The organism is Brevibacterium ravenspurgense (assembly GCF_001584615.1).
Classification (GTDB): domain Bacteria; phylum Actinomycetota; class Actinomycetes; order Actinomycetales; family Brevibacteriaceae; genus Brevibacterium; species Brevibacterium ravenspurgense.
The window spans coordinates 1-19,133 of record NZ_LQQC01000012.1 but is presented as its reverse complement, the minus strand read 5'-3'; the positions used below and the strand labels follow the sequence as shown (position 1 = coordinate 19,133).

The 19,133-nt window shown below is 63.6% G+C and carries 18 protein-coding genes; 4 read left to right on the top strand and 14 right to left on the bottom strand.

All coding sequences use genetic code 11. The features are described 5' to 3' along the window. Window positions 1-10 precede the first annotated feature (10 nt). From Bravens_RS08765 to argC, 7 genes are read right to left on the bottom strand one after another with little or no spacing between them, the layout of a single operon-like run. Window positions 11-1,219 carry an argininosuccinate synthase gene (locus Bravens_RS08765; RefSeq protein ID WP_061943645.1) on the bottom strand — a complete coding sequence of 403 codons (1,209 nt, stop codon included), beginning with the start codon at window positions 1,217-1,219 and terminating at the stop codon, window positions 11-13. A gap of 44 nt (window positions 1,220-1,263) precedes the next feature. Further along, window positions 1,264-1,785 carry an arginine repressor gene (locus Bravens_RS08760; RefSeq protein WP_061943642.1) on the bottom strand — a complete coding sequence of 174 codons (522 nt, stop codon included), beginning with the start codon at window positions 1,783-1,785 and terminating at the stop codon, window positions 1,264-1,266. After that, window positions 1,782-2,720 carry an ornithine carbamoyltransferase gene (gene argF, locus Bravens_RS08755; RefSeq protein ID WP_062022527.1) on the bottom strand — a complete coding sequence of 313 codons (939 nt, stop codon included), beginning with the start codon at window positions 2,718-2,720 and terminating at the stop codon, window positions 1,782-1,784. Before argF ends, Bravens_RS08760 begins: the two co-directional genes overlap by 4 nt. Next, a complete protein-coding gene (locus Bravens_RS08750; RefSeq protein ID WP_062022524.1) occupies window positions 2,717-3,913 on the bottom strand; it encodes an acetylornithine transaminase in 1,197 nt (398 codons plus the stop codon). Before Bravens_RS08750 ends, argF begins: the two co-directional genes overlap by 4 nt. Further along, window positions 3,906-4,841, bottom strand: coding sequence for an acetylglutamate kinase (gene argB, locus Bravens_RS08745; RefSeq protein ID WP_062022520.1), 936 nt, complete (start codon window positions 4,839-4,841; stop codon window positions 3,906-3,908). The genes Bravens_RS08750 and argB overlap by 8 nt, the downstream gene beginning before the upstream one ends. Next, window positions 4,838-5,989: a bifunctional glutamate N-acetyltransferase/amino-acid acetyltransferase ArgJ gene (gene argJ / locus Bravens_RS08740; RefSeq protein WP_062022517.1), complete on the bottom strand. Its 1,152-nt coding sequence runs from the start codon at window positions 5,987-5,989 to the stop codon at window positions 4,838-4,840. Before argJ ends, argB begins: the two co-directional genes overlap by 4 nt. Continuing rightward, window positions 5,986-7,083: an N-acetyl-gamma-glutamyl-phosphate reductase gene (gene argC, locus Bravens_RS08735; protein ID WP_082791107.1), complete on the bottom strand. Its 1,098-nt coding sequence runs from the start codon at window positions 7,081-7,083 to the stop codon at window positions 5,986-5,988. Before argC ends, argJ begins: the two co-directional genes overlap by 4 nt. Before the next feature lie 72 nt (window positions 7,084-7,155). On the opposite strand from argC, the gene Bravens_RS08730 reads away from it, so the two are divergent. Continuing rightward, window positions 7,156-8,127: a quinone oxidoreductase family protein gene (locus Bravens_RS08730; RefSeq protein ID WP_062022511.1), complete on the top strand. Its 972-nt coding sequence runs from the start codon at window positions 7,156-7,158 to the stop codon at window positions 8,125-8,127. A 72-nt stretch (window positions 8,128-8,199) separates the two neighbouring features. On the opposite strand, the gene Bravens_RS08725 is transcribed toward Bravens_RS08730, so the two are convergent. From Bravens_RS08725 to infC, 7 genes are all read right to left on the bottom strand, one after another. After that, window positions 8,200-9,012: an SDR family NAD(P)-dependent oxidoreductase gene (locus Bravens_RS08725; protein WP_062022508.1), complete on the bottom strand. Its 813-nt coding sequence runs from the start codon at window positions 9,010-9,012 to the stop codon at window positions 8,200-8,202. Window positions 9,013-9,022: 10 nt separating this feature from the next. Further along, the gene (gene pheT, locus Bravens_RS08720) at window positions 9,023-11,551 is read right to left on the bottom strand and encodes a phenylalanine--tRNA ligase subunit beta (RefSeq protein ID WP_062022505.1); all 2,529 of its coding nucleotides are present in this window, start codon (window positions 11,549-11,551) and stop codon (window positions 9,023-9,025) included. Next, window positions 11,551-12,591 (bottom strand): phenylalanine--tRNA ligase subunit alpha, encoded by a 1,041-nt coding sequence (pheS, locus tag Bravens_RS08715; protein WP_019174921.1) that lies wholly within the window; start codon window positions 12,589-12,591, stop codon window positions 11,551-11,553. Before pheS ends, pheT begins: the two co-directional genes overlap by 1 nt. A 50-nt stretch (window positions 12,592-12,641) precedes the next feature. Then, window positions 12,642-13,553: a TrmH family RNA methyltransferase gene (locus Bravens_RS08710; RefSeq protein ID WP_019174920.1), complete on the bottom strand. Its 912-nt coding sequence runs from the start codon at window positions 13,551-13,553 to the stop codon at window positions 12,642-12,644. 95 nt (window positions 13,554-13,648) lie between these two features. Then, the gene (gene rplT / locus Bravens_RS08705) at window positions 13,649-14,038 is read right to left on the bottom strand and encodes a 50S ribosomal protein L20 (RefSeq protein WP_019174919.1); all 390 of its coding nucleotides are present in this window, start codon (window positions 14,036-14,038) and stop codon (window positions 13,649-13,651) included. 51 nt (window positions 14,039-14,089) lie between these two features. Beyond that, a complete protein-coding gene (gene rpmI / locus Bravens_RS08700) occupies window positions 14,090-14,290 on the bottom strand; it encodes a 50S ribosomal protein L35 (protein ID WP_019174918.1) in 201 nt (66 codons plus the stop codon). Window positions 14,291-14,372: 82 nt separating this feature from the next. Next, window positions 14,373-15,008: a translation initiation factor IF-3 gene (gene infC / locus Bravens_RS08695; protein ID WP_019174917.1), complete on the bottom strand. Its 636-nt coding sequence runs from the start codon at window positions 15,006-15,008 to the stop codon at window positions 14,373-14,375. Between the two features lie 275 nt (window positions 15,009-15,283). On the opposite strand from infC, the gene Bravens_RS08690 reads away from it, so the two are divergent. The 3 genes from Bravens_RS08690 to Bravens_RS08680 all read left to right on the top strand — a co-directional run bounded on the left by Bravens_RS08690 (window position 15,284) and on the right by Bravens_RS08680 (window position 17,755). Further along, window positions 15,284-15,682: a DUF1844 domain-containing protein gene (locus tag Bravens_RS08690; RefSeq protein ID WP_062022502.1), complete on the top strand. Its 399-nt coding sequence runs from the start codon at window positions 15,284-15,286 to the stop codon at window positions 15,680-15,682. Between the two features lie 120 nt (window positions 15,683-15,802). Further along, complete coding sequence (locus Bravens_RS08685; protein ID WP_062022499.1) at window positions 15,803-16,234, top strand: Fur family transcriptional regulator; 432 nt, start codon at window positions 15,803-15,805, stop codon at window positions 16,232-16,234. Between the two features lie 21 nt (window positions 16,235-16,255). After that, window positions 16,256-17,755, top strand: a complete 1,500-nt coding sequence (locus Bravens_RS08680) for a catalase (protein ID WP_062022497.1) — start codon at window positions 16,256-16,258, stop codon at window positions 17,753-17,755. Window positions 17,756-19,133 lie beyond the last annotated feature (1,378 nt).

Here is a 19,133-nt window from a genome sequence, read left to right as displayed (position 1 = left end):
AGAAAGCTGATCATGCCTGCTTCTGCACCCGCTGGTTGCGGTCGCTGGCCACGCGAGCCGACAGACCGTAGATGTCGATGAAGCCGCGCGCAGCCGACTGGTCGAAGGTCTGGCCTTCGTCGTAGGTGGCCAGGCCGAAGTCGTACAGCGAGTTCGGGGATTTGCGTCCGGTCACAACCGCGCGACCGCCGTGCAGGGTCATGCGGATGTCGCCGTTGACGTGCTTCTGCGTGTCAAGGATGAACGCGTCGAGCGAGCCCTTGAGCTCCGAGAACCACTGGCCGTCGTAGACGAGTTCGGTCCAGCGCTGCTCAACCGAGCGCTTGAAGCGCAGCTGTTCGCGCTCAAGCGTGATGCGCTCGAGTTCACGGTGAGCTTCGATGAGCGTGATCGCACCGGGAGCCTCGTAGATTTCACGGCTCTTGATGCCGACCAGGCGGTCTTCCACGATGTCGATCCGGCCGATGCCGTGCTGACCGGCGCGGTGGTTGAGCTTTTCGATCGCCTGCAGCGGGGTCACTGCTTCGCCGTCAATGGCAACCGGAATGCCGTTTTCGAAGGTGATGACAACTTCGTCGGGAGCCGGCGGGAAAGCAGGGTCGTCGGTGTAGTCGTAGACGTCCTTGGTGGGACCGTTCCAGATGTCTTCGAGGAAGCCGGTCTCGACTGCACGTCCCCACACGTTCTGGTCGATGGAGAACGGGTTCGACTTCGTCGTGATGATCGGAAGGTCGTTCTTCTCTGCGTATTCGATTGCTGCTTCGCGCGTCAGGGCGAGGTCACGAACCGGGGCGATGCAGTCGAGATCCGGAGCCAGCGTCGTGATAGCGACTTCGAAGCGCACCTGGTCGTTGCCCTTGCCGGTGCAGCCGTGGGCAACTGTGCCCGCACCGAACTCACGAGCGGCGGCCACGAGGTGCTTAGAGATGAGGGGGCGCGACAGAGCCGAAACATTCGGGTAGGCGTCCATGTACATGGTGTTCGCCTGCAGACCCGGCATGCAGTATTCCTCGGCGAATTCGTCGCGAGCGTCTGCAACATAGGCTTCGACCGCACCGCAGTCGAGGGCGCGCTGGCGAATGGTTTCGAGGTCTTCTCCGCCCTGGCCGACATCGACGGCCATTGCGACGACTTCCTTGCCGGTGGCTTCCTGAATCCATCCGATGGCGACCGAGGTGTCGAGGCCGCCGGAGTATGCGAGAACAATGCGATCAGTCATTGTGTCTCCTTTCCTTCTGGTGTCTGAGTTCTGAGTGTCTGTGGTTAAACGCTGTCTGCGGCGAGGTCGAGCAGGAAGCGGGCGACTTCGTCTCCCCCGTCGGGTTTGCGGGCGATGACCATGACGGTGTCGTCACCGGCGATCGTGCCCAGCACTGTCGGCAGGGACGAACGGTCAAGCGCGCTGGCCAGGTACTGGGCCGCACCGGCCGGCGTGCGCAGCAGGACGAGGTTGCCGGAGGCTTCCGCTGATACAAGCAGCTCTTCGAGGAGCCTCTGGAGCTTCGCGTCGATGAGTTCGCCTCCCACGCCCTGCTCCAGTGAGCGGTCTCCGCCTTCGCCCGGAACTGCGTAGACCGAACCGGCGCTCGTGCGGACCTTGACTGCTCCGAGCTCCACCAGGTCGCGCGACAGCGTGGCCTGAGTGACGAGGATGCCCGCATCGGCGAGCCTGCCAGCCAGCTCCGACTGCGAGCGCACCCGGTGTCTGCGGATGATGTCTGCGATGTGTGAGTGGCGGGCGGTCTTTGTGCTGGGAACGGACGCGTTCTGCTGAGGTGCTGTCATGAGCGTCCCACCAGCCAAGCCAGAAGTGCCTTCTGGGCGTGCAGCCTGTTCTCCGCCTCGTCAAAGACGACAGAGGCGGGACCGTCGATGACCTCAGCATCCACCTCGTGCCCGCGGTATGCAGGCAGGCAGTGCATGAAGATGGGGTTCCGACCGAGGTCCATGAGCTCCTGGGTGACCCGGTAGGGCACGAACGGCGAATCTTCGCCAGAACGGCCGTCGTCTTCCTGTCCCATGGAAATCCAGGTGTCAGTCACAAGGACATCGGCGCTGCGTGCGGCTTCAGCAGGGTCTTCCGTGACAAGCACCGAGCTGCCGGTCGTTTCTCCCAGAGCGCGCGCTTCGTCCACAACGTGGGCGGCGGGCTGAGCAGAGGCGGGAGCGGCAATCGCAACGTCCATACCGGCGTTCGCGCTGGCCAGCAGATAAGAGTGCGCCATGTTGTTCGCACCGTCGCCGAAGTAGGCGAGCTTCAGCCCGGCAAGACCATTGCCTTCGCCCGTACCGCGGTGTTCGCGGATGGTCAGCAGGTCAGCCAGCAGCTGGCACGGATGGTAGTCGTCCGACAGGGAGTTGATGACCGGCACACTCGAGTGAGCGGCCATCTCCTCCAGACCGGCGTGGTCGAAGGTGCGCCACACAATAGCCGACACCATGCGAGAGAAGACGCGCGCCGAATCGGCAATCGACTCTTTGTGTCCCATTTGGGACTCACCGGGGTTGATGATGAGCGGATTGCCGCCGAGCGCGGCGATGCCGGTCGCGAAGGACACGCGGGTGCGGGTCGACGTTTTGTCGAACACAACGGCAACCGTCTGCGGCCCCTCCAGTGGGCGGAAAGCGTAGGGCTCGGCTTTCATCCGCTGGGCAAGGTCGAGGACTTCACCCAGCTCGCTGGGCGTGAGGTCCGTGTCTTTGAGGAAATGTCGGGTCATGCGCTCTGTCCTCCTTCCTTGAGGATATCGGGCACAGCAGAAAGAAAAGCGCGGATCTCATCGGAGGTGATGATGAGCGGCGGTGCCAGGCGGATGCGGCTGGGAGCTACTGCGTTGACGAGGAAACCGGCCTTGAGTGCGGCCGAGGTGAAGTCCTTGGCTGAGACCGGTGCGATGTCAAAGGACAGCAGCAGTCCGGCACCGCGAACATCGTTGACGCCGGGAATCGCTTCGAGGCCGTCGTGCAGAAGCTGGCCGGCCTCACGCACGTGCTCAAGCACGGCGTCGGACTCGATGACGTCAAGGACAGCATTGGCCGCCGCACACGCGATGGGGTTGCCGCCGAAGGTTGTGCCGTGCTGGCCGGCCGTAAGGAGCTTCGAAGTTTCTTCGCCAAAGGTCACGAGTGCGCCGATCGGAAGTCCCCCGCCCAGGCCCTTGGCCAGGGTCATGGCATCGGGCCGCACACCCTCGCCGATTTCCGGGTGCTGGAAGGCGTACCAGCTGCCGGTCCGGCCGACACCGGTCTGCACTTCGTCGAAGATGAGCAGCGCACCGACTTCGTCTGCGATTTCACGGGCCGCAGCCAGGTAGCCGGCAGGGTGCGGGCGCACACCGGCCTCACCCTGGATGGGCTCGATGATGATGGCCGAGGTGTTCTCGTCTGCCGCATCTTTGAGCGCCTGGGCGTCGCCGAAGGGCACGTGCTGGGCGCCGGGAACCAGCGGGGCGAAGGGTTCGCGGTAGTCCTTCTTCGCCGTCAGCGACAGCGCACCCATGGTGCGGCCGTGAAAAGCGCCGTCAACCGCGATGATCCCGGTGCGGCCGGGCTTAGCACGGCGGGCGAGTTTGACTGCAGCTTCGTTCGCTTCGCTGCCGGAGTTGCACAGAAAAACCTTCGAACCTGCCGGAGCCTGTGCCGTGCTGAGTACGCGCTGAGCCAAGCGGATCTGCTGATCCGAGGTGTAGAAGTTTGAGATCTGCCCCAGTTCGGCCGTCTGCTTGCTGACGGCTTCGACGATTGCCGGGTGGGCGTGCCCCAGGCTGTTGACGGCGATTCCGCCGAGAAAGTCGACATAGCGCTTGCCGTCGGAGTCCTCGACAACCGCTCCTTTGCCCTTGGCGAGTTTCTTCTGCGGGTCGCCGTACACCGGCAGCAGGCTGCCGCGGTATTCATCAAGCCATTCAGTCATTTGTCCCTCCCTTGGCGGGTTTGACGTCTGCAATGAGCGTGCCGATTCCCAGGTCGGTGAAGACCTCTAGAAGAACCGAGTGCGCGGTGCGGCCGTCGACAACGTGCACCTGTTTGACCCCGGCATCCACCGCATCGAGTGCGGCGGTCATCTTCGGGATCATGCCGGAATCCAGCTTCGGCAGCATTTCGCGCAGTTCAGCCGGTGTGATTTCGCTGATGAGGCTGTCCGTGTCGGGCCAGTCGGCGTACAGGCCGGGAACGTCGGTGAGCATGATGAACTTGTCCGCCTGCATTTCGCGGGCAATCGCCGCTGCCGCGAGGTCCGCGTTGATGTTGAGCGGATTGTCACCGCTCGTGCCGAGTTCCGCGGCGATTGAGCACACCACGGGCACGCGCCCGGAGTCCAGAAGATCGTGCAGCAGCTGCGTATTGACAGAGGTGATGTTGCCGACCCGACCGAGGCTTGTGAGCTCACCATCCACCTCGACAGAGGCCGGCGTGGCCAGCAGGAGGTCGCCGTCCTCACCCGACAGGCCCACGGCAGCCGAACCGTGTTCGTTGATCCGGGACACAATGCTGCGGTTCACCTGGCCGGAAAGCACCATGCGGATGACGTCGATGGCCTCGTCAGAGGTCACGCGCTGGCCGGCGACGAATTCGCTTTCAATGCCCAAACGGTCGAGCATAGTGCTGATCTGGGGCCCGCCGCCGTGCACGACAATCGGACGGATGCCGGCAAAGCGCAGGAACGAAATATCGTCCGCGAAGGTCTGCTGCAGCTCCGGCGAGATCATCGCGTTGCCGCCGTATTTGATGACGATCGTCGCCCCGGAGAACGTCTTGATCCACGGCAGGGCCTCTGTGAGGATTTCGGCTTTGGCCTGCGCTTTGATCAGCCGCTGGGCGGGTGAGAGTTTGTCGGTCATGATGCTGCTGAGCTGTTCTCGGTCACGTATTCGTGGGTCAGGTCGTTGGTGAAGATCGTTGCTTCGGCCTGGCCGCTGTTGAGGTTGATCTCAATGGTGATCGTGCGGCCGAACTTCACCTTTGCGGCATCTTCGTGCGGTGCGGTCGCCCGGCACACCTGAACGCCGTTGAAGCTGACGTCAAGGTTTTCGGGGTCGAACTTCGCATCCGCTGTGCCGACCTGTGCGAGAACGCGACCCCAGTTGGGGTCTTCTCCTGCAAGCGCGGTCTTCACGAGGTTGGAGCGTGAAACGGCGCGGCCGACTTCAACGGCATCGTCTTCGCTCACTGCGCCCGTGACGGTGATTTCGACATCGTGGGCAGCGCCTTCGGCATCCGCCATGAGCTGGCGGGCAAGGTCGGTGCACACCTCGGTCAGAAGGGCGGTGAATTCGGCTTCGTCCGCTTCTGCGCCAGCACCGGACGACAGCAGTGCGACGGTGTCGTTTGTCGACTGGCAGCCGTCGGAGTCAAGACGGTCGAAGCTTTTCGCCGTTGCGCTGCGCAGCGCCCGGTCGAGCTGTTCGGGGCTGAGTTTGGCGTCGGTTGTGATGACGACGATCATCGTGGCCAGTGAGGGTGCGAGCATGCCGGCGCCCTTGGCCATGGCACCGATCGTGTAGCCGGTGCCTTCTGCGAGCGCTTCCTTGGAAACAGAGTCGGTGGTGAGGATGGCCTCTGCGGCGTCGGATCCTCCCTCGGCGGAGGCTGATTCGACCAGTCCGGGGACTCCTTCAACCAGACGCGAACGGAAGTCCTCTCCCCCGGTTCCGATCAGCCCGGTGGAGCACACGAGAACATCGTCAGCGTTGCAGCCGACGGCGTCAGCGACAGCGTGGGCGGTCAGCTTCGTGGTTTCGAAGCCGAAGTCGCCGGTGAAGCAGTTGGCGCAGCCGGAGTTGATGATAGCCGCACGGACCTGTCCGTCGCTCGTGCGCGGCTGGGACCACTTCACGGGGTTCGCTTTGCACTTGTTGGAGGTGTAGACGGCGGCGGCGTTCATGCTGGGGCCGTCGTTGATGACGACGGCGAAGTCCTTTTTGCCGGTGGGCTTGATGCCGACGGATGTTCCGGCGGCGCGGAAGCCCGGTACTGCTGTCACGCTCACGGTGCGACTCCTTCGTGTGGCAGGTGTGATGTCTCTTCAAGTCCAAGTGCGATGTGTGCCGACTGCACGGCTTGGCCTGCGGTTCCGCGCACGAGGTTGTCGATTGCCGCGCAGACGGTGACGGTCTGGGTGCGGGCATCCAGCGCCCACTGCAGGTGGGCTTGGTTCGATCCCACGGTCGCCGATGTGTTCGGCCACTGCCCCGGTGGCAGCACGGTGACGAAGGGTTCAGAATCATAGGCCGAGGCGAAGGCCGCGCTGATCTTCTCCTGCGCCTGGGCGATGTCGATTCCGGGCGCAAGAGGTGCCGAGACGGTTGCGAGGATCCCGCGGGACATCGGCACGAGGGTCGGGGTGAAGGTGATGCGGGCGGTGCCGGCCAGCGGGTCTTCACCCGATGCCAGAGCCAAGTTCTGTTCGATCTCGGGGATGTGGCGGTGCGTGCCGCCGACCGCGTAGGGGCTGGCGCCTCCGAGGATTTCGGAGGCCAGCAGGTGCGGTTTGAGGGCTTTTCCGGCGCCGGATACGCCGTTGGCCAAAACGGCGGTCAGCCGCGTGTGGTCGATGAGGCCTGCGTTCACGAGCGGCTGCACGCCGAGGGTGACTGCTGTGACATTGCAGCCGGGGACGGCAATGCGCGCAGCTCCTGCCAGCTGTGTCCGCTGCGTTGTGTGCTGTGCTGTTTCCAGGTCTGCCAGCATGAGCTCGGGCAGACCGTACGTCCACGTGCCGGGGTGTTCTGAGCCGTAGTAGCTCTTCCAGGCTTCAGGGTCGATGAGCCGGTGGTCGGCGGCGAGGTCGATGATGAGGGTCTCGGGGCTGAGCTCTTCGAGTTCGGCCGCAATAGCACCTGACTGACCGTGCGGCAGCGCCAGGAACACGACATCGTGACCGGCGAGGGTTCCCGCCGATGAATCCGCGACCGTCATGTCGGAATAGGCGCGCAGGTGCGGCTGTTCTTCCCCCAGGAGACGACCGACTGTGGAATGCCCGCAGACTGTCGTCACTGTGAAATTCGGGTTGCCGGCCAGCAGGCGGAGGACTTCCCCGCCCGCGTATCCCGTGGCTCCCGATACCGCAACTGTATAAACCATATGCATAAGCATACATGGACCAGATAAATTATTCATACACGGTCCTGCTGTTGCCGCATTTCAAGGAGGAACATGTACGCAGTCCAGGCAGTCCGACAGGGCGGACCCGAAGTTCTCGAGTACACCGAAGTCGAAACACCCACCCCCGGCCCCGGTGAAGTCCTCGTCGACGTCAAAGCGGCCGGTGTGAACTTCATCGACACCTACCGACGCGGCGGCATGTACCCTATGCCGTTCCCCCACATTGTCGGCGTTGAGGGCTCCGGAGTCGTTGCCGAACTCGGCGAGGGCGTCGAAGGAGTGGAAATCGGCCAGCGCGTGGCCTGGACGGACGTCCACGGCTCCTACGCTCAGAAGATCGTCGTCAAAGCCGAAGAACTGCTGCCCCTGCCCGACGGCGTGGACTTCGAAACCGCTGCCGCTGTGCCCCTGCAGGGGCTGACGGCGCAGTACCTGGTGACGGACTCCCACGCAATCAAGCCCGGCCAGACGGCTCTCGTCCACGCTGCCGCCGGCGGTGTCGGCCTGCTGCTGACCCAGTTCATCAAGCACCTGGGCGGTAAGGTCATCGGCACGGTGTCCACGGAGGAAAAGGCTGAGCTTGCCCGTGCGGCCGGGGCTGATCACGTCTTCCTCTACGGCGACGGCGTCGACATCCGCGAAGAGGTCATGGCCTTCACCGACGGCACGGGCGTTGACGTTGCCTACGACGGAGTTGGCAAAGACACCTTCGATGCCTCGCTGGCCTCCATCCGTCCGCGCGGCTCCATGGTGCTCTTCGGCGCGGCTTCCGGCGCTGTTCCGCCGTTCGACATTCAGCGACTGAACTCCAGCGGCGGAATCTTCCTGTCCCGTCCTTCCACACAGTGGTTCATCGACTCCCCCGAAGAACTCCAGAAGCGCGCAAAGCAGCTCTTCGCCGGACTCGACGAAGGATGGCTGAAGTTCCGCGTCGGACAGACCTTCCCACTCGAGCAGGCGCGCCAGGCCCACGAAGCTCTCGAGGGCCGCGCCACCACCGGCAAGGTCGTGCTGACGGTCTGATTCCAGCCGAAAAGCACGAGGCGGAGCTCACCAATTCTGGTGAGCTCCGCCTCGTACTTTGTGAGGGGTGGGTCAGTCCATGCGGACGGCCAGCCGACGGAAATCCTCAGCGAGACCAGCGGCAGCGGTCTTCGCGAGTGACTCAGGTGTGTCGAGACCAGCGCGCACGAAACGGCCGGAGTAGGCGTCGAGATCGCCAGAGGCGAGCGCGAGCGCCAGAGCCACAACGTCTTCCGGATCAGTCCAGTCGGAGCTGCCCCGCCAGTCGTGCATCGCCATGGAGCCGGTCATGTCGGATTCGATGACGCCGGGGGCCATTTCGAAGATCCGCAGACCCTTGTCATAGCCGTAGACGTGCACGGAATCAGCCAGCCGGAACAGGGCCGCTTTCGATGCCGAGTAGGCCGCATAGGCGGGTGTGCCCTGGGCACCGGAACCCGAATTGAGATCGATGATCCGGCACGGCTCACCTGAGGCTTCTGCTGTTTCCAGCAGACGCTTGGCAAAGGCTTGGACCATGAGGAACGGCCCGCGGATGTTCGTATCGAGCGTGCGCATGAGCTGCTCTGCGGGAACATCCCACACGGGGCCTTCCGGGCTTTCGACCACGCCGGCGTTGTTGATGACCGTCGTGACTGGCTCTCCCAGCTGCTGTTCGATATCCGCGGTGCGCTCAGCGAGTGCCTCAACCGATTCGGGTTCTGCTGCTTGGAGTTCCGCGCCGATGACGCGGGTGCCGCGAGCCTGCGCAATCTGCTGGGCTGCGGCAGCCGCGCGGGCTTCGTCGGTTGCCGTGAGGATGACGTTCCATCCGGCGGCTGCGAAGCCATCAGCCAAGTGTCGGCCGATGCCCCGCGAACCACCGGTGATGAGGACGGTGCTCATGATTACCCGCTCACGCCCCGTCGCCAGTGCGGGCCACAGCGCCGTACGCCTTTTCGACGGCGGCGGTTGCGGCTTCGCGCAAGGCTGAGGCTTCATCGCTTGTCATGGTGCGGTCGGAGGCGCGGAACGTCATGCGGAACGCAAGCGACTTCTTGCCTTCGCCCACCTGTTCGCCGCGGTACTCGTCGAACAGTTCGAGCTCTTCGAGGTCGCCGCCGATGGCTTCGCGCATCGTGCTCACGAGATCGCCGATAGCAATGCTGTCATCCACGATGAGCGCCACGTCCTGCCTGGACACCGGGTAGGTCGACAGAGCGCCCGCCCAGCGGCGTTCCGCCGGAGCGTCAAGCACTGAGTCGAGGACGACTTCGAATGCGACCGTGCGGGCCGGCAGACCCAGGGTTTCGACGACCTTGGGGTGCAGTTCACCGGCGTGGCCGAACAGCGTGCCGTCTGCTAGGCGGAACTCGGCGCAGCGGCCCGGGTGGAACGGTGCGCGGTCAGAGGCCGCAGGTGTGACGCTCTGGCCCAGCGCCACGGCGATCCGCTTGACGATTTCAATGGCGTCCATGGCTTCGGCCTTGCGGCCCTTGCCCCATACGCCTTCGAGCTCCCAGTCTCCGGATACGATGCCCGCCGCGTGCAGAGGCTGGTGCGGAACGGCATCGAAGATCGCTGCGCGTTCTTCTTCCGTGGGGTGGTAGCCGGGTGCGAAGGTTTCGCTGGCCGGCAGCTGTGCGGTTTCAGGCTGGGTGACCAGACCGATTTCGAACAGTGCCGTGTCCTTGAAGCCGCGTCCCTGGTTGCGCAGCTGCGCGTCGACGAGTGTCGGCAGCAGCTCGGTGCGCAGCAGCGGCTGGTCGTCGCTGAGCGGGTTGGCCAGGCGCAGGTTGTTCCGTCGCGGATCGTCTTCCGGGATCCGGAAGGCGTCGTGACGGGCTTCCGATGTGAAGGGGTAGGTCAGCACTTCCGTCAGACCGAGATCGGCCAGCAGGTTCGACACTGTGCGGCGCGATGCCTGGCGGCGTGTGAGCCCCTCACCGCCGGGTGCCTGCGGGACGATCGACGGGATCTGGTCGTAGCCGTTGACACGCGCGATTTCCTCGATGAGGTCTTCCGCGTCGGTTAGATCCGGGCGCCAGGACGGCACCGTCACGCGGTAGTCATCACCGCTGTCTTCGACTTCACAGCCGATGGCACGCAGGGCGCCGGTCATCTGGTCGTCGGTGTAGTCGACGCCCACGACTTCTGCCGGGCGGGTCTTCGGCAGGATCACCTCACGAGGTGCCGGAAGGCTGCCCGCGATTGTTGCGGTTGCGTCTGCCTGGCCTCCTGCCAGCTGGGTGAGCAGCTGGGCGGTGCGGGCAACTGCGGCAGGGCCCAGGGCCGGGTCGACACCGCGTTCGAAGCGCTTGGCGGCTTCGCTCGGCAGACGGTGTCTGCGAGCTGTGCGGGCAATCGACACGGGGTCCCAGTGGGCTCCTTCGATGAGGACGTCGACGGTGGTGTCGCTGACTTCGGAGTCAGCTCCACCCATGACGCCGGCCAAGCCGAGCAGCTGCTCAGTGCCGTCTGCGCTCACACCGGTGACGAGCACGTCTTCGGGGTGAATGCTCCGTTCGGCGTCGTCGAGCGTCGTGAGCTTGTCACCCTTTCGGCCGCGTCGCACAACGATCTTGTCACCCACGAGAGCGAGGTCGTAGGCGTGCAGCGGCTGCCCGAGTTCGAGCATGACGTAGTTGGTGATGTCCACGACGAGCGAAATGGGGCGCATGCCGGCTTCCAGCAGTCGCTTCGACATCCAGAACGGCGTCTGTGCGGTCGGGTCGATGCCGCGAACGCGCAGCGCGGTGAAGCGGGTGCAGCCGTCGTTGCCGTGGATGGGAGCGTCGTCGGTCAGTTCGACCGGGTGCCCCTCACCGGCAACCACAGGGGCGACTGCGTCGGCGGGGTCTGCGTAGTTCTGCTCTTTCAGGAGAGCGTATTCACGGCCGATGCCGCGCATCGACATCTGGTATCCGCGGTCGGGCGTGATGTTGACGTCGAGGACTTCGTGGTTCAGACCCAGCAGCTCCGTGGCGTCCTGACCGGGGGTGAGATCGGCAAAGCCCCATTCGGCCAGCACGATGATGCCGTCGTGGTCGTCGCCCAAGCCCAGTTCGCGAGCCGAGCAGATCATGCCGTCGGAGATGTGGCCGTAGGTTTTGCGTGCCGCAATAGCAAAGTCACCGGGCAGAACAGCACCGGGAAGCGCTGCGACGACGTAGTCGCCAACACCGAAGTTGTGCGCTCCGCACACAATGCCCTGCGGTTCATCGGCGCCGACGTCAACGGTGCACCAGTTGATGGTCTTGCCGTTGGAGTGCTTTTCCGGTTCGCAGGTCAGGACTTTGCCTACGACAAGCGGACCTGTGACGGCCGGGCCGATGTAGTCTTCTTCTTCCAGGCCGATGCCGGCGAGTTCGGCAGCGAGTTCGTGAGCGTCGAGGTTCTGCGGCAGGTCGACGTACTCGGCCAGCCATTCCAAGGGTACGAGCATCAGTTCATCACTCCGAAAGCCTTCGAGAAGCGGATATCGCCTTCCACCATGTCGTGCATGTCATTGATTCCCTCGCCCAGCATGAGCGTGCGTTCGATGCCCATGCCGAAGGCGAAGCCCTGATAGACGTCCGGGTCGATGCCGGATGCGCGCAGGACGTTGGGGTGGACCATGCCGCAGCCGCCCCATTCGATCCAACCGGGGCCGCCCTTCTTCTGTGGGAACCAGAAGTCGATTTCGGCACTCGGCTCAGTGAACGGGAAGAAGCTGGGACGCAGGCGCGTGTACGCTTCCGGACCGAACATGGCGCGGGCGAAAGCATCGAGCGTGCCCTTGAGGTGAGCCATTGTGAGGCCCTTGTCGATTGCGATGCCCTCGACCTGGTGGAACACCGGAGTGTGGGTCGCATCGAGCTCATCAGTGCGGAAGGTCTTGCCGGGGCAGACCACGTAAAGAGGCACACCGCGGTTCAGCAGCGAACGCGACTGGACCGGCGAGGTGTGGGTGCGCATGACCAGGTGGGCCGATGCGGGTTCGACGAAGAACGTGTCCTGCATCTGGCGAGCCGGGTGGTCGGGACCGAAGTTGAGCGAATCGAAGTTGAGCCATTCGTGTTCAATTTCGGGGCCTTCTGCAACTTCCCAGCCGTGGCCGACGAAGTGATCGGCGATCTTCTCCTGCAGCAGCTGCAGGGGGTGGCGGGCACCGGCCGGACGGCGGGTGGAAGGGCCGGTGACGTCAATGGCCTCGGCTACCAGCACGCGTGCGTCACGCTCGGCTTCAAGTTCTTCCTGGCGGGCCTTAAAAGCCTGGGCAATCCGTCCGCGCGATGAGCCGACGAGCTTTCCGGCTTGGGCCTTCTGGGACTTGTCGAGTTTTCCGATTTCGCGGTTGGCGAGGGCCAGCGGGGCTTTATCACCCATGTGCGCAATGCGAACTGTCTTGAGTTCGTCGAGGTCGCCGGCGGCGGCAAAGGCCGCGAGCGCGTCCTCCATTGCAGCGGTGACGGCAGCCTCATCAAGCGGGTCGATGACGGACATCTGCCTTCTTTCTCAGATGGTTGGACAACGTTCTGCAGTCTAGCGAACCGTCAGATCATCCGGACGTGCTTGGCGGATTCGTAGACGGCAATCGCGGCGGCGGTGGCCAGATTGAGGCTTTCAGCTTTTCCGTAGATGGGGATGGCCACGGCCGCGTCAGCCTGTGCGCGGTCGGCTTCGGGCAGTCCCCACGCTTCGTTGCCGAACACCCACGCGGTCGGGCGGGCCAGGTCGAGGCCAGTGTCCCACGGAACGTGGAGGTCGTGGGCCGGCGGGTGACCGTCTGCGGCGAGGATCTGCAGTCCGCGGGCGCGTGCCAGTTCGGTGACTTCCGGCAGTCCTACGCCGGTGACGACGGGCACGTGAAAGATCGATCCGGCTGTTGAGCGGACGGCCTTCGGGTTGTACACGTCAACACTCGAGGAGGTGATGATAACGCCATCAGCACCGGCGGCATCCGCTGCGCGCAGGACGGTTCCCGCGTTGCCCGGATCGCGCACCTGGCTGAGCACGACGATGAGCTTGGCCTCTTTCGTCACAACCGATGTCAGGTCGACGTCGAGCTGTTCGACGACGGCGATCATGCCCTGGCTGTTGACGGTGTCGGTGACCGATGCGAGGGCTTCAGGAGCGGTCTGCTTGATCTTGATGCCGGCATCCCGAGCGGCCTCGAGAATGTCGGGATTGCGCTCGGCCGCTTCGACGGTCGACCATACGTCGAGCACCGCACCGGTCCCCCGAGGTGCCACTTCCCCGGGTTCAACGTGCAAAGTCACAGCTTTGGGTCGGTTCTCGGCCTGGTGGCGCAGAGCTTCGCGGATGCCCTGGGGGCCTTCCACGAGGAACCTGCCGGACTTATTGCGGCCCTGTTTGCGGTCGAGCTTCGCGGCTTCGCGCAGTCGGCGGGATTTCGGGGACGTCACTTCCGGGCCGTACAGGCCGGGGTGGATGTCGCGTTCCATAACCTCACTCAGTTCTTGTTTTGGGGGTGCGCAGCCGGAGCTGTCGGAAAACGAAAACGCGGGGGCCAACAGCCCCCGCGTTTTCACAGCTGCACTCAGGCAGCCGGCGTCTTCGGCGCGTTCACGTCAGCCGGAAGTGCGTTCTTGGCGACTTCCACGAGCTTGGTGAACACAGCTGCGTCGTTGACGGCCAGTTCGGCCAGCATACGACGGTCAACCTCAACACCAGCGGCCTTGAGGCCCTGGATGAAGCGGTTGTAGGTCATGCCGTTGGCGCGGGCACCAGCGTTGATGCGCTGGATCCAGAGGCGACGGAAGTCGCCCTTGCGCTTGCGGCGGTCGCGGTAGTTGTATACCAGCGAGTGGATGACCTGTTCTTTGGCCTTGCGGTACAGGCGCGAACGCTGTCCGCGGTAGCCGCTCGCCCGGTCGAGGATGACCCGGCGCTTCTTGTGGGCGTTGACAGCCCTCTTGACACGTGCCACGTGTACTCCTTCAGATGAATGTCACAGCGGTAAGGCTGTGGTGCGCTTTGGTCAGGCCTTGCCCAGCAGCTTGCGGGCCTTGGCGGCGTCGCCGCCGGTCATGACTTTGTCGGTTCCGCTGATGCGGCGCTTGCGGCGCGAGCTCTTGACTTCGGCGAGGTGGCGGTTGCCGACACCTTCGCGCATGAGCTTGCCGCTGCCGGTGACGCGGATGCGCTTCTTGGTACCGCTGTGGGTCTTCTGCTTCGGCATTGTGCCGTTCTCCTTCAGTCGGCCCTCGGGAACCTGTCCCGAGGGTGGTGGCTTCGGGGCGCTGGACGCTCCTGAGCCGATGTCAGTTCTGCTTGCGCTGCTCGGCCTTGGCCTGAGCTGCGCGGTCGCGACGCGACTTCACTTCGGTGTACGTGCCCTTAGCACCCGCGGTCTCCCGGCGCGATTCCGCGCGGGCGTCTGACTTCGAACGCGTCGGTGCGAGCACCATGACCATGTTTCGTCCGTCAAGCCGGGGCGAGGATTCGACGGTGCCGTATTCGACAACCTCCTCGGCCAGCTTCTCGAGCAGTCGCATACCCAGTTCGGGTCGAGACTGTTCGCGTCCGCGGAACATGATCATGACCTTGACCTTGTCGCCGCCGTTGAGGAAGCGGACGACGTGGCCCTTCTTGGTTTCGTAGTCGTGGTCGTCGATCTTGAGTCGGAACCGGATTTCCTTCAGGGCAGTATTGGCCTGATTCTTCCGTGCTTCGCGTGCCTTCTGGGCAGTTTCGTACTTGAACTTGCCGTAGTCCATGAGTTTGACCACCGGAGGCTTCGCCTTGGGCGCAACCTCGACGAGGTCAAGATCGGCTTCGCGTGCCAGGTCGAGTGCCTTGCGAATGGCGACGATCCCAACCTGTTCTCCGTTGGGTCCGACCAGACGGACCTCAGGTACTCGAATCCGATCGTTGATGCGCGGCTCGCTGATGTGCATGCTCCTTAACTCAGATGGTGATCACGGTGTTCGCGGGGAACAGAAAAAGCTCCCTTTGAACACGCAAAGGGAGCTTGAAACGCTGCCGGTGAAACAATGTTCACCTCAGTGCCCAACAGCGGAACACCGAGCTTTGCAGCCCGTCATTTCCAGCTGTTATCGCTGACCCGATTGCCTGTGGCAATCCAGGTGGGAGTCAATCTCCACTTTGCACGCCCTCCAGCTTACACGATGCACAGGGATTTTTCACACTCAAGTGTGGGAAGCTTGGAGTCATGACTGAAAACCGCCACTCTTTTTCCGATGACCACACTGCTGAAGACCACGCGCACGCAGAGCAGCAGGCGCTGCGCGACATCGCCGAAGTTCCGGCAGTCGAAGTCATTTCATCCGCGGCCATTCACCTCATGAGCGCCGCCGCCGTGAAGTGCGGTCTGGCCGAAGACACCGAAGAGTCCCTGGGCAAAGACCTGCAGGACCTCGATGAGGCGCGCAAACTCATCAACGCACTGGCAGGCCTGGTCACCTCGTCCGCAGTAGACCTGGGAGACCAGCACGCCCGCCCCCTGCGCGACGGCCTGCGCAGCCTGCAGCTGGCCTTCCGCGAAGCCTCCCCCTTCCCAGACGCACCCGGATCGGGCCCCGGCGAAAAGTACACCGGCCCCGTCTCCTGACCCTCTCTCCCGGCGAGGTAAGGCAGGGCGCCGGCGGCGCCTCGGGAGCTTCGGAACAGCACTTCAGTAACTTAGGTCTACCTTTCTTGAATGATTCCAGAAAAGACCTACGGTTGAATCATGACCACGAGTGCTGCTGACACGATCAAGGCCGCCGGACTGCGCGTCACCGCGCCCCGCCTGGCGGTCTACGACGTGTTGGAGCACGATCACACCCACCTCGACGCCGACCAGGTTTTCCGCGCCGTGCGCGAAAAGCTCGGCACGGTGTCAGTGCAGACGGTGTACGACGTGCTCGGCGCGTTCGCGCGCACACAGCTTGTCAGGGTCATCGATCCGGCCGGCTTCGCGTCGGCCCGGTACGAAATCAACCGCAACGACAATCACCACCACATCGTGTGCCGAACCTGCGGTGACATCCGCGATGTCGCCTGCGGAACCGGCAGCGCTCCGTGCCTGGACCCGGCTGAAGACTTCGGCTTCACAATCGACGAAGCAGAAGTCGTCTACTGGGGGCAGTGCCCCCAGTGCGGGCTCAGGACCACTCTGTAACTCCAAAACCCAGGAGGACTCATGGCCACCAATCGCACAACCGACAACTTCGGCATCCCGGTCGGCAGCGACGTTCACTCGCTGACGCTCGGCGCCGACGGCCCGACGCTTCTGCAGGACTACTACCTGGTCGAGAAGCTCGCACAGTTCGACCGCGAACGCGTTCCCGAGCGTGTCGTCCACGCAAAGGGCGGCGGCGCATTCGGCACGTTCACCGTCACCGGCGACGTTTCCAAGTACACCAAGGCCAAGGTCTTCCAGCCCGGCGCCGAAACCGAAATGCTCGCCCGCTTCTCGACCGTTGCCGGCGAACAGGGCTCGCCCGACACCTGGCGTGACCCCCGCGGCTTCGCACTGAAGTTCTACACCGAAGAGGGCAACCTCGACATCGTGGGCAACAACACCCCGATCTTCTTCATCCGCGACGCCATCCAGTTCCCCGACTTCATCCACTCGCAGAAGCGCAACTCGCAGTCCGGCCTGCGCGACCACAACATGCAGTGGGACTTCTGGGTCAACGAGCCCGCATCGGCCCACCAGGTCACCTACCTCATGGGTGACCGCGGCATCCCGCGCTCGTGGCGCGAAATGAACGGCTACGCATCCCACACCTTCCAGTGGATCAACGAAGCCGGCGAACGCTTCTGGGTCAAGTACCACTTCCACTCGGACCAGAAGCAGGAATTCATCGACAAGTACGGTCACGAAGGCTTCGCGGCTGACGACGCCGACGAAATGGCCGGCATCGACGCCGACTTCCACCGCCGCGACCTGTTCGACGCCATCAAGGAAGGCAACTTCCCGTCCTGGACCCTGTCCGTTCAGGTCATCCCCTACGAAGAGGGCTTCACCTACGGCACCAACATCTTCGACGTCACCAAGACGGTGTCCCACAAGGACTACCCGCTGATCGAGGTCGGCAAGATGGAGCTCAACCGCAACCCCGAAGACTTCTTCGCACAGATCGAGCAGGCTGCATTCAACCCGGCTTCGCTCGTTCCGGGCACCGGCCTGTCGCCTGACAAGATGCTCATGGGGCGTCTGTTCTCCTACCCGGACACCCACCGCCACCGCATCGGGCCGAACTACGCCCAGCTGCCGGTGAACCGTCCGAAGTCGCCCAAGCACAACTACAGCCGCGACGGCCAGATGCGCTACGAGCTGTACCCGGCAGACCAGCCCGAGTACGCTCCGAACTCGTACGACGGCCCGCGCGCTGACGAATCGGTTGCAACCGACGTCAACCTCGTTGACGTTCCGCAGTCGGACGTTGTTCGCGCCGCCCAGACGCTGCGCGAAAACGACGGCGACTTCAACCAGGCCGGCGACCTCGTGCGCAACGTTCTCGACGACGCTGCTCGCGACCGCCTGGTCCACAACATCTCCGGTCACGTCATGGGCGTGTGGGACAAGGAACTGCTGCCCAAGGTCTTCCAGTACTGGAAGAACGTCGACGCAGAACTCGGTGCCCGCATCGAAACCGTTGTCACCGAAGCCAAGAAGAAGCAGGAACAGGCCTGATCTTCTTCAGCTGTGTGAGCTGAGCGCGGTGTGAGCTGAACAGGCTCGGCGCGGCGTGAGCTGCTCGTAACGGCAGTTGCGGGAGCTGCGTGTAGCGTCAGCTGCTTTAGCTGAATACGAGCGCCCCGGCAGGTTTTCTGCCGGGGCGCTCGTGTTTTTGCTTTGGGCTGCTGTGCTGTTTGGCGGAATGAGCTCCTCGGGTGGGAACTGGGTTGCGCAGTGCTTGCTGTTTCTCGCGCGTCTTCTTCGGGCGCGTGCAGACGGTGCGAAAACACCCGGCAGCCGGAATCTGCGCTTTAGCCGCACACAAACACCGCTTAGCCGGAATCCGCGCCTTAGCCGCAACTGCTAACGGGAGTTTCTGTTGCTAAAGCGTGGGCGCAGGTGCTGGGTCCCTGACATAGGGGCTCGGCATCACATGACGAGGTGCCAGAAGGCAGGGCACCGAAATAGGGCAGAGCGCCCGGGACAGTTCAATGACGAGGCGGAGGTTCAGAGGCAACGTGGGCGGCACCTCGTGCCTTCTCGGCGGGCGGAATGAGCGCCTCGGGTGGGAACTCGGTGGCGCGAAAACACCGCTTAGCCGGAATCTGCGGCTTAGCAACCACTGCTAACGGGAGTTTTTGTTGCTAAAGCGTGGGCGCAGGTATGGGGGCGCCGGAAAGGGGTAGGTGTGGCACCAGATGCCGAAGTGCCTGAGGGCAGGGCACCGAAATAGGGCAGAGCGCCCGGAACAGTTCAATGACGAGGTGGAGGCTCGGTCACGATGCGGGCGGCACCTCGTGCGTTCTCGGCGGGCGGAATGAGCGCCTCGGGTGGGAACTGGGTTGCGCAGTGCTTGCTGTTTCTCGCGCGTCTTCTTCGGGCGCGTGCAGACGGTGCGAAAACACCCGGCAGCCGGAATCTGCGCTTTAGCCGCACACAGACACCGCTTAGCCGGAATCCGCGCCTTAGCCGCAACTGCTAACGGGAGTTTCTGTTGCTAAAGCGTGGGCGCAGGTGCTGGGTCCCTGACATAGGGGCTCGGCATCACATGACGAGGTGCCAGAAGGCAGGGCACCGAAATAGGGCAGAGCGCCCGGGACAGTTCAATGACGAGGCGGAGGTTCAGAGGCAACGTGGGCGGCACCTCGTGCCTTCTCGGCGGACGGAATGAGCACCTCGGGAGGGAACTCGGTGGCGCGAAAACACCACTTAGCCGGAATCCGCGCCTTAGCCGCACACAAACACCCCTAAGCCGGAATCTGCGGCTTAGCTGTACTAACCGGGGACGTTGGTTGAGTTTGTGTGTTGCGGTGGCATAGGGAAGACCTCTGGTGTGGAATGAAGGTGCTCTAATCCGCTCACTCGACACAAGAGGTCTTCTTGATGGTCCACT